The organism is Methanosarcina sp. 1.H.A.2.2 (assembly GCF_000979975.1).
Lineage (GTDB): Archaea > Halobacteriota > Methanosarcinia > Methanosarcinales > Methanosarcinaceae > Methanosarcina.
The window spans coordinates 47,342-57,035 of record NZ_JJQL01000061.1 but is presented as its reverse complement, the minus strand read 5'-3'; the positions used below and the strand labels follow the sequence as shown (position 1 = coordinate 57,035).

General features: G+C 39.6%; 8 protein-coding genes. 6 read left to right on the top strand and 2 right to left on the bottom strand.

Annotation, left to right across the window (positions count from 1 at the left end; all coding sequences use genetic code 11):
* Positions 1-1,631: 1,631 nt before the first annotated feature.
* The 4 genes from EO93_RS09385 (at position 1,632) to EO93_RS09370 (ending at position 5,544) form a co-directional block, all read left to right on the top strand.
* The gene (locus EO93_RS09385; protein ID WP_048131952.1) at positions 1,632-2,876 is read left to right on the top strand and encodes an ORC1-type DNA replication protein; all 1,245 of its coding nucleotides are present in this window, start codon (positions 1,632-1,634) and stop codon (positions 2,874-2,876) included.
* 490 nt (positions 2,877-3,366) lie between these two features.
* Positions 3,367-3,927, top strand: a complete 561-nt coding sequence (locus tag EO93_RS09380; RefSeq protein WP_048131954.1) for a dephospho-CoA kinase — start codon at positions 3,367-3,369, stop codon at positions 3,925-3,927.
* A 186-nt stretch (positions 3,928-4,113) separates the two neighbouring features.
* On the top strand, positions 4,114-4,593 hold the full coding sequence (locus tag EO93_RS09375) for an RNA-binding domain-containing protein (protein WP_048162199.1): 480 nt from the start codon (positions 4,114-4,116) through the stop codon (positions 4,591-4,593).
* Between the two features lie 177 nt (positions 4,594-4,770).
* Complete coding sequence (locus tag EO93_RS09370; protein ID WP_048162196.1) at positions 4,771-5,544, top strand: sugar phosphate isomerase/epimerase family protein; 774 nt, start codon at positions 4,771-4,773, stop codon at positions 5,542-5,544.
* Positions 5,545-5,695: 151 nt separating this feature from the next.
* On the opposite strand, the gene EO93_RS09365 is transcribed toward EO93_RS09370, so the two are convergent.
* Together EO93_RS09365 and EO93_RS09360 are read right to left on the bottom strand one after the other, a co-directional pair.
* Complete coding sequence (locus EO93_RS09365; RefSeq protein ID WP_048162195.1) at positions 5,696-6,205, bottom strand: gamma-glutamylcyclotransferase; 510 nt, start codon at positions 6,203-6,205, stop codon at positions 5,696-5,698.
* 114 nt (positions 6,206-6,319) lie between these two features.
* Complete coding sequence (locus EO93_RS09360) at positions 6,320-7,369, bottom strand: elongation factor Tu (RefSeq protein ID WP_048162192.1); 1,050 nt, start codon at positions 7,367-7,369, stop codon at positions 6,320-6,322.
* Between the two features lie 244 nt (positions 7,370-7,613).
* Between EO93_RS09360 and EO93_RS09355 the strand changes: the two genes are divergently transcribed.
* Entirely contained in the window at positions 7,614-8,900 is a 1,287-nt protein-coding gene (locus EO93_RS09355) for a tyrosine-type recombinase/integrase (protein ID WP_048162190.1), read from the top strand.
* Between the two features lie 431 nt (positions 8,901-9,331).
* The gene (locus EO93_RS17420; protein ID WP_156161281.1) at positions 9,332-9,481 is read left to right on the top strand and encodes a hypothetical protein; all 150 of its coding nucleotides are present in this window, start codon (positions 9,332-9,334) and stop codon (positions 9,479-9,481) included.
* Positions 9,482-9,694 lie beyond the last annotated feature (213 nt).

Sequence of the window (9,694 nt, the reverse complement as noted above, 5' to 3'; positions counted from 1 at the left end):
ACTCTAATTATCTGCGGTAATTATCGGACAGCCTGTTTAGGTTGGGGTGGCCGCACGCAATTTGATTTTCAAAAATTCTTTTTTAACTTGAGTCGATAAGTGAAATTGCAGTAAGAAATTATTAAATCAACAATTCTAAAAACCAATCAACAAATCTAAAAATCAATCAACAATTCTAAAAATCAATCAACAATTCTACTAATAAATCTTTAAAAAACAATAGGACTTTGAAAAACATGCTATTTGAATAATATTTATAAGTTGCTACATACACATAGCCAATTTTTTATGTATTTACACTCCATAAATATAGTTACTTTTGATGTATGTCCCTTATTTTCAGTTAGACTGTATTTATTTCTTAAGCAACAGTTTTGTTATCGACGATCTTATTTACATCAAAACTGTTTTTATTTTTAACACATCCACTTTCGTTTTAGTATGGCTGTTTGTTTCCCTAACATTATTATTTTGTGCTAAATATTTTTTATCATTCATTGGAAGTAAAGGGGTTCAAAATTTTCCTCTATTCTTCCATGCGAAAAAGGGGGTTTAAATTTGACCTTCGGGGGGTCTGGAATTGTAAATCTCTCATTTTTTTAAAACTGAGTTTGGTGATGTCGTTTTCTTCAGGGTGTCTTTAAGGGAAATATTAGTTCCATTGGAAATGCAGGGTGCTTTACCATAACTATTAATACCGTGTACTTCCATTGCATCTACTGCAAATATACCTTGAAATCAAATGTTTATATATAAATTTCATCTAAAATTTTGGGTAAAGAGTATTCCAATTACAGGTTCTATCAGGGCTTAAGAGATGATTTAAAGTGCGTAACTCACTCTCCAGTTTATCCCCCGCATGTTGAAAATAAAAAATTCAGGCATTAACTTTAAGAAACATGCATTTATCTATCCATCTCCCCTTTGTGAATCTCTCATCCATAAGGTTTGACTTATCAAAATTATACAAAACAACAAACCAGGTTTCAAGAATTACTGAGAATCAAGAGGGACAGACACTTTGAAAATTAACAATTACGCCTTTACATATATCTTTTCCATGTCTGGGTGATATTATGTCTGAATATATTTAGTCTAATATATTCTGTCTGGATAGTGTTCTGAGTTTTCAATATACTAACTTCGAAATAATGAAAATGGTTCAAAAACTCTTTCAAAGTCTGGATTTAAATGTTTGCAGTTTTCTCTCTCATCTGTATCCATGAAAAATTAGTGATATGATTCCTTAAGCAGGACTTTCAATTATTTAAACTTGACACAATAATTGGGGCTGAAAAACAGGACTTAAAACTAAAAAAATTATAGCTCAACGACTTAAAACTAAAAAAATTATAGTTCAAAAATTAAGACTGAAAATGGAACTCAAAAATCAAGATTAAAATATGGAACTGTAATAATAAAACTGAAAATTTAAAATTAAAAAAGGAAAAAGGCGTGTATGAACTCATAAAGCGTGCAGAAACTCCTTACCTTCTTTAATTAATTCTTAACTTTGCATACTCTATCTGTGTATTAAACCGTACATATAAACCGTACATATTAATTGTCCATATAATCCATCTTAATCCGTTGCATCTGTATATTATAATTTTTATACGAGAGGGTCATTCATGATAAAAGCTCAATCATTAGACGGCTTATTCGAAAAATTACTTGACGGAAAGTCAATTTTTAAAAACAAAGAGGTTCTTCGTCCTTCTTATACACCGGACCTGTTATTACACAGGAACGAACAGATAAACAGTCTTGCAACTATCCTGGTTTCTGCACTCAGGGGAGAGACCCCTTCCAATGTCCTGATTTACGGGAAAACAGGGACAGGAAAGACTGCAGTGACAAGATATGTAGGAAAGGAACTTGAAAGGGTAAGTGAAGACAAGTCCGTTTTTTGCTCTGTTGTTTATATTAACTGTGAGGTAATCGATACTCAGTACAGGCTTCTTGCAAACCTTGCCAGGCATTTCGAAGAAGAGGTCCCTATGACCGGGTGGCCCACGGACCAGGTCTTCATGAAATTTAAGGAAGCAATCGATGCAAGAGATCAGGTTATTATCATCATTCTGGACGAAATTGACAAGCTGATTAAGAAAGGTGATGATGTCCTCTACAACCTTTCAAGAATCAATACCGACCTCAAAAAAGCCAAGGTTAGCATGATTGGGGTTTCCAACGACCTCAAATTTACAGAGTTTCTGGACCCCAGAGTCAAAAGTTCCCTGGGCGAAGAGGAACTGATCTTTCCGCCTTATGATGCCGAGCAGATCAGCGATATCCTGAAGCAAAGGGCAAAAATGGCTTACAACGACGGAGTGCTGGGCGAAATGGTAATCCCGCTCTGTGCAGCCTTTGCAGCCCAGGAACACGGTGATGCCCGCCGGGCACTTGACCTTCTGCGTGTTTCAGGAGAAATTGCAGAGAGAGAAAACCAGCCGCAAGTTCTCGAAGAACATGTAAGGCGTGCGCAGGAGAAGATCGAAATCGACCGTGTAGTAGAAGTCGTGCGGACTCTCCCCACCCAGTCCAAGCTTGTTCTCTACAGCATCATCCTGCTCAGGAACCGGGGAAGAGAAGGCAAGAACATCACAACCGGTGAGATGTATAATGTCTACCGCCAGCTCTGTCATCATATTGACGTGGATATCCTTACCCAGCGCAGGGTCACCGACCTTATGTCAGAACTTGACATGCTGGGCATAGTGAATGCCGTGGTAGTAAGCAAGGGCCGTTACGGAAGGACAAAAGAAATTTCGTTGAGCGTTCCTGTGGAAAACACTCGCAAAGTACTTCTTGAAGATTACAGGCTCAAACCTCTTGTAGATTTCAAAGCTTCCGTCTTCAACAAGATGTTCTCATAAAGTCCGGATTATCTTCCTTATCTGGCCTTTCTTTTTTATCCTGCCATTTTAACCCGTTCTTAAAATGTACTCACAAAGACTCTTCCTTTTGATTTCCCTGGTTTATTACGGAAAAACTTTTTCCCATTATTTTCTTTCCAGAAGCTTTTCCTCCAATCTTTCAGAAAATAGCCTCAGCTTTTCAGGAAATAATATATATGATCCTGTGGTTTGACTAGGATCGTATCATAATTAATATGTCATATAGATCTATATCATTCAAGTTCCATATTATTCAAGTTCCCATATTATTCAAGTTCCATATTATTCAAGTTCCCATATTATTCAAGTTCCATATTATTCAAGTTTCTACCAGAGTTAATGATCCTAATTTGCTAACTCGAGTTTCTATTGAGATTCTAATTGAGATTTCTATTGAGGCTTCTACTCAAATTTATAGTTCAATCTTATAACTCAAATCTAAGGATTCAGGTTTAAAAGGTAATTTTTGATGAAGATAATAGCGTTTGTAGGCATGCCAGCTTCGGGAAAATCCGAAGCTTCCAGGATTGCTGCTGAGATGGGCATTCCTGTTATTATTATGGGTGATGTGATCCGGAAGGAAGTACTGAAGCGTGGGCTTGAACCCAACGATTCCAATACCGGAATGGTTGCAACGGACCTTCGCAAGTGTGAGGGCATGGATGCTGTTTCCAGGCGCTGCGTTTCTCAGATCAGGGAAGTAGGCTCGGAACTTGTAGTTGTTGACGGTGTGCGCGGGATTGCCGAAGTGGAGTTCTTCAGGCAGGAATTCGGAAAAGGTTTTGTCCTGATTTCCATTTACGCTCCCATTGAGATTCGATTTTCCAGGGTCCAGAAGAGAGGCAGAAGCGATGATATGAACAGTATCGAAGGCCTTCGCCACAGAGACGAACGAGAACTCAGCTGGGGCATGGGAGAAGCTATAGAAGCCTCTAATGTGGAAATCGAAAACAATTCCACTCTTGAAGCCTTCAGAAAAGATGTTGTTGAGGTTTTGGGGAATTATTCAGGATCACGCCCGGAAAAATAACATTTCAAGAACAAATCTGACAGGATATTGTTCAAGAATAAACCAGGAAAATAACGTTTTAAGAACAGATTCGATAGACTAACTTCTCTGAAGATAGTAAGTCATTTCTGTTGAACAGTGTCGAAAATACAATTCAACTGAATACTTTCCGGAACAATCATATTGAGATTATAGTGGAGTAAATTTATGATCAGTGTAAAGATTTCAGCACCTGTATATCCTACGGAAGACCTTGAAAAGGTCATTAAAGCAATTTCAGTTCTTTTTACGGGAATAGAACTTCAAAAAGAAACTATTGAATCAACGGAATCCGAAAAAGAAGTTTCTCCTTCTTTTCTCCTTACCGGAGAGGGGGGACTTGATCTCCTGTTTAATCTGCACGGACTTATTCGCAGGGAAAAAATTATAGACAGTCTCCGTAACAAGGCTTTCAATAAAGGATTATCCCGGGAAGGGCTTTTAGTTCGTTTTTTGCTCAACAAGCAAGCAGCTTTTGTTGGAGTTCCAAGTGTTCCTGCTGAAGAAGGATCTTTGGGAGCCATTAAAGTCGTTATCAGGGCAGACTCTCCTGAGGAGATGGAAAGGCTCTTTGAGTGGCTCTTACCTCTCACCGAAGAAGGGGTGCCGGTTGTCGAAGTGGGAATGGACTATGTGGAAAGGGGCTGAAATCTCAAAGTTTAGTTAATTACGAAGTTTAGTTAATTACGAAGTTTAGTTAATTATATTTCAATTCCCGCCCCAAGTTTATGTTAATCAGGGATGTATTAAAAGGGATTATTTAAAAAGGGCTGAATTGAAAAGGATGAATTAGAAGAGACGAAGTAAAAAGGATGAATTGTCACCATGCAGCTGGATAGAATCAGTTTTTCATCGCGTGCGGTCGTTGAAGATCCTTTTAAATGGGCATACACGCTCGAAGACTATGGGTATACTGGCTGGGAGATCGTACAGGAAGGATCCCAGTGCCTGAGCAGCAAGACCTTTCAGAACCTGAAGAATATTTATGATACCACCAGCCTGGAACTTACCCTGCATTTGCCTTTTTCTGATATGAACCTCGCAGGCCTTAATGACTCAATCCGTGCAGAAGTCCTCAGGCAGATGAAGAACTACCTTGCCCTTGCCTCGAACTATGTCAATCTTGCTGTGGTACATCCCGGATATCTTTCACCTTATGGGGTACAGGTTCCGCAGCAAGCCTATATGACAAACCTTGCCTCTATCCGGGAATTATGCGACTTTGCAGCAGATTTCGGGATCCTTGTGGCTGTTGAGAATATGCCCGATTTCCCAAAGATTTTTGGCAAATACCCCGATGAAATGCAGGAAATGTTCGATGCTGTCGGGAGCCACAACGTGGGGTTCACCTTCGATGTAGGGCATGCCAACACCGTGGGGCTTGTAGACGAATTTCTGGATCAACTGGGAGAGAGGATATCCCATGTTCACATCCATGACAATATGGGCAAAAAAGATGAACATCTCCCTCTCGGAGAGGGTACTGTAAACTGGAAACAGGTTATGGAGAAGCTCTCAAACTATAAGGGAATTTTTGTTACCGAAATGGCTTCAGTCGAAGAAGGGATCAAAAGCCTCGAGTTCTTAAGAAAGCTGTGAGTTCCCTGTGGCTTTTTTACTTGTCGCCTTTTCTTCTCAGCTCTTACCGCCATTTCTCTTTAATTCTTGCTTAATTTTCTCTTTAATTTTTGCTTAATTTTCTCTTTAATTTTTGCTTAATTTTCTCTTTAATTTTTGCCTCATTCCTTTTTCAGGTCTTCTCTTTCAGTTCTTTCTCTTTAAGGTAATGGGTCCAATCTCCATGCCCTATTATTTCAGCTTCGGGTTTTTCATCGTAGACATAGATAAAACCCCGAATTTTCTGATTTTCGATTTCAAGGTCCACATATTCTCTGTGGTACCCCCCGAAAAGCTCCATATAATCAATGGATTTTGCAACTTCAAGCTGTTTTCCGGAAAACCTGCGAACCTCTGCAACCACCGAGCAGCCTTCAGAGGGATATATTCCGGGATAAGGGCCCAGAGAGTAGAGTGCATATCCGCTGACTTTTGTAGTCCCAAGGAATTCCGACCTGTTCTGGAGATCAAAGTGCCGGCTGTTGTATAGCCCGTTTCGCAGGCTGCCGTAAAGTGCCATTACGATCTCTTCGCCTTCCGCCCTTTCGTATGAGCGCTGCCAGCAGATGTTTCGGTGGAAGGTGTTCCCGTAAAGGGTTTTGTCCTTCCCTGAGGTTATGTATTCCCCTGAGCCGTTTTCCATGGCATATCCCTTTTACACTCGGTCTTAAACTCGGTCTTAAACTCGGCCTTAAACTCGGTCTTAAACTCGGTCTTAAACTCGGTCTTAAACTTGGTCTTAAACTTAGTCTCAAACTTATTTCAAAAAGCCGTAAGCTGCAAAGCGCTGGGTCAGATCAAGGTTTGAAAGCAGAAAACGGTCTTCTTTGCTGTAGGCAACCTTTTTGTTTCCTGAAAGTTCCAGCACGCAGGCAGTGCCTGGCTTTGCTTCCTTTGCTTCCTTTCCGTCAACCAGGATTTTCTCAACGCGCACAGGTTCGGACTGAAGTCCCACAAAGAGGTGAAGCACACTTTCTGGCTCTATCTTTTTCGTGAATTTTGAGATCGCACATTCCAGAACGTAGTCAGTGGTTACGTTTTCTTTATCAGAAATTATGAAGCCTCTTTCTATATCTTTGGCCTGGACATTTTTCAGGCGCATGCCAACTCTTGTGCCTGTCGGGGCGCTGTCGATGTCAACATCATGGCTCTGGATTGATTTAATTTCGATTTCCCTGTCCAGTGGAAAAATTTTGGTTTTATCTTTTTCTTTTGAGATTCCCTGTTTGACAACTCCGAGAACGACACATCCTTTGCCCTTCACATCGAAAGCGTGGTCTATAAAGATTCTTGCAGGCAGGCTGTTAAGTTCTGCATGTTCTACTTCTATTTTCTCTGCCATCTCATTTATTCTGGCTTTAAGGTCGTCCACGCCTTCAAAGGGGTTCTTTGCGCTTTTGTTTGTGTTCAGGGAGATACATTCCCAGTTCTGGAGTGCGGTTCCTGCAGTGATTACCTTTAGTTTTGCCTTAAATTCATCAATTGCATGCATGTTGGTGCTGTCCGACTTTGTCAGGGCAATAATTCCATGTTTAAAACCGAGCAGGTCCAGTGCAATGATACATTCCCCGGTATGGGCGTCCAGGCCCTGAGGGATGCACAGGACTGCTATATCGGAAATATTCAGTACTGTGACAAGGGATTTCAAGGTTTTCGGATAGCTGTGAGCATCCACAAAAACCATATTCTTGCCTTCCTTCTCGTTGTTGTACATCGTTATGTCGGAAACTGTTCCTTTTTTCCCGAGGTTTGCGGCAAGGGAAGTCCTGCCACTTTTTTCTGTCCCTATAATTGCAACGTTTACCATTGTGAGTCCCCTTTTCTGAATCAATGCTATGTATGGAGTCTTTCCAGACCCTTCGAATTTGTGTTGAATGTAAGGATTAATTGAACCTTAATGTTTCTCAGGCAACAGATTTTTGAAATTCGCAACTCTCTTTAAAGCTGCACTGTTTAGACTATGGCTTTCGCTAACTTTGTATCTGTCACTGGTATTAATATACTGTAACATCTTACTACTAAAAGTAATATATACAGTGACTGGGGTTTTTATGAAAGTTAAGGAATTGCTAGAAGATCTTGTTGTTAATGATTGGTTGGATATTTTAAATCCTTCGGGCAATACAAAAAAAATCTACCTACAGGCTATGCAAACCTTTACGGATTGGATTGGGCAGACTCCTGAAGACCTTTTAATTGCAGCTGAGGGGGAAATAAAAGCAGGGAAGCTTATGCGACAACGTCAGGTTAAGCAACACCTTACAGGGTTTCGGAAGTATCTGCAGGAGCAGAAATTATCTGATCTTACTATCAGGTCCCGTATGACTGGGATTAAAAGCTTCTATAAAACTTTTGATATTGAAATCCCAACCATGCAGCGCACAGGGAGGCGAGCAAGACCACTGGAGGAAAATAAGGCAATTCCCACAAAAGAAGACCTACAGCAGGTTTTGAAAGTTTGTGACCCACTGGAAAAGGCAGTCTTACTGATTGGGGTTTCGAGTGGGCTATCCTCAAACGAAATACGAAATCTAAAAATTAAGGAATTCAAAAAAGGGTATGACCCTGAAACGGAGATTACAACCCTCGTATTAAGGCGGGAAAAGGTAGCTGTTGACTTCGTGACGTTTATATCCCCTGAGGGATCCAGGGCAGTATGGGATTATTTAGCTTTTCGGGAAAGAAAACCAAAGTACTCGAATCCCAAAAGGATAGCGCAACTTTCTAAACAGAAGATCACAAATGATGATGGATACCTGTTTATTATTAGGAATGTTCCAAAGGAATTTATAGAAACACAGGATGAAGAGCTCAGGAAGCTACAGGAGAGTACAGTAACAAAAATATACCGAGTGATTTCTGAGAAAGCCATTAAGAATACTCCTACAGGACAATGGAATCTGATACGCTCCCATAATGTGCGGAAATACTTTAATTCAGCCATGCTGAATGCTGGCGCTGATTCTTTTTTTGTGGAATTCACAATGGGGCACGCATTAAACGGGACACAAAGCGCATATTTCCGTGCGAGTCCTGAGAAACTCCGAGATATATACAAAAAGTTTATTCCTTTTTTAACAATCCAGAAAGAGCTTGACATCTCGGAGAGTCCTGAATACCAAAAAATCAAGTATGAAAACCAGATTTTAGCGACTGAAACCGCCCGTCATATTGTTGAGCGTTCAGAGTTGCAAAATATACGGATAGAACTAGAGAACTTGAAGGCACTAGAAAAAGAAAAATCCGAGTTTCTTCTTGACATATCAAATCTAATTGCTGAAAAACCAGAAACATTAAAAGCAATTATTGACAAACAAAAGCAGCTAAACGAGCTGTAACTTTTCTTATTTCTTTTTTTTTCATTAAAAGTCAAGTCACGCACATTTTAAATTAATTCTTATTATTTTTTTTGAGAAAATTATCTTAATGGGTGCGTACACCGTATATTGTGGATACATTCTTACTTATTTATTATTAGAATTCTAATGAATATATAAACTAATCATAAAAAGTGACCTGAATGAAATATTAAACGATACCATCAGACTTTAACACGTAAAGGACAAGAACAGTAACTTATTTATATTTTTAAATGACAATAAATTATAATGAATAGAAATCAGTTAGGTGACAATAGTGTCTAAGAAAAATAACCCCGAATGTAAATACAAAATAGGTGATTGCTTACGTCGATATCCCGACGTTCAACAAAATCGAGAAAGTTCGTGGAATATACTTTCGGAACTGTTCGCGGAAGCCTGAGGTGACGATGTACGAATTGGATACCGAAACCGTAAACAAAATGAAAAAAATATACACAGAGAAAAAGGAAGTTTTGGAGTATGTTCGGAAATTCGGAAACTCATTTGAAAAAGCAGCGGCAAGCGTCATTATTGAGGTCGCAACAGCATCGATATAAGAACACAAAAGAAGAGATGAGTGCACCCCCCAGGCTGGTATCCTGAAGGCGTGCGAAATTTCTTTCCAATCTCCCCTTGTTAAGAGAGTGAAAGTTGGTGAGCCTTTGCAAGTCACCATTATTATATATGCTAGGACTTACGCACTTGAGATATTAAATCAAGTGCAACAGACGTTGAAGCTAAATCCACATTTTGCACAGTTGAAGGTTTAA

What these genes read in the sequence shown, in the direction of transcription:
- EO93_RS09385 (WP_048131952.1), top strand. Translation starts at nt 1,632, where the DNA reads ATGATAAAAGCTCAATCATTAGACGGCTTATTCGAAAAATTACTTGAC.
- EO93_RS09380 (WP_048131954.1), top strand. Translation starts at nt 3,367, where the DNA reads ATGAAGATAATAGCGTTTGTAGGCATGCCAGCTTCGGGAAAATCCGAA.
- EO93_RS09375 (WP_048162199.1), top strand. Translation starts at nt 4,114, where the DNA reads ATGATCAGTGTAAAGATTTCAGCACCTGTATATCCTACGGAAGACCTT.
- EO93_RS09370 (WP_048162196.1), top strand. Translation starts at nt 4,771, where the DNA reads ATGCAGCTGGATAGAATCAGTTTTTCATCGCGTGCGGTCGTTGAAGAT.
- EO93_RS09365 (WP_048162195.1), bottom strand. Translation starts at nt 6,205, where the DNA reads ATGGAAAACGGCTCAGGGGAATACATAACCTCAGGGAAGGACAAAACC.
- EO93_RS09360 (WP_048162192.1), bottom strand. Translation starts at nt 7,369, where the DNA reads ATGGTAAACGTTGCAATTATAGGGACAGAAAAAAGTGGCAGGACTTCC.
- EO93_RS09355 (WP_048162190.1), top strand. Translation starts at nt 7,614, where the DNA reads ATGAAAGTTAAGGAATTGCTAGAAGATCTTGTTGTTAATGATTGGTTG.
- EO93_RS17420 (WP_156161281.1), top strand. Translation starts at nt 9,332, where the DNA reads ATGTACGAATTGGATACCGAAACCGTAAACAAAATGAAAAAAATATAC.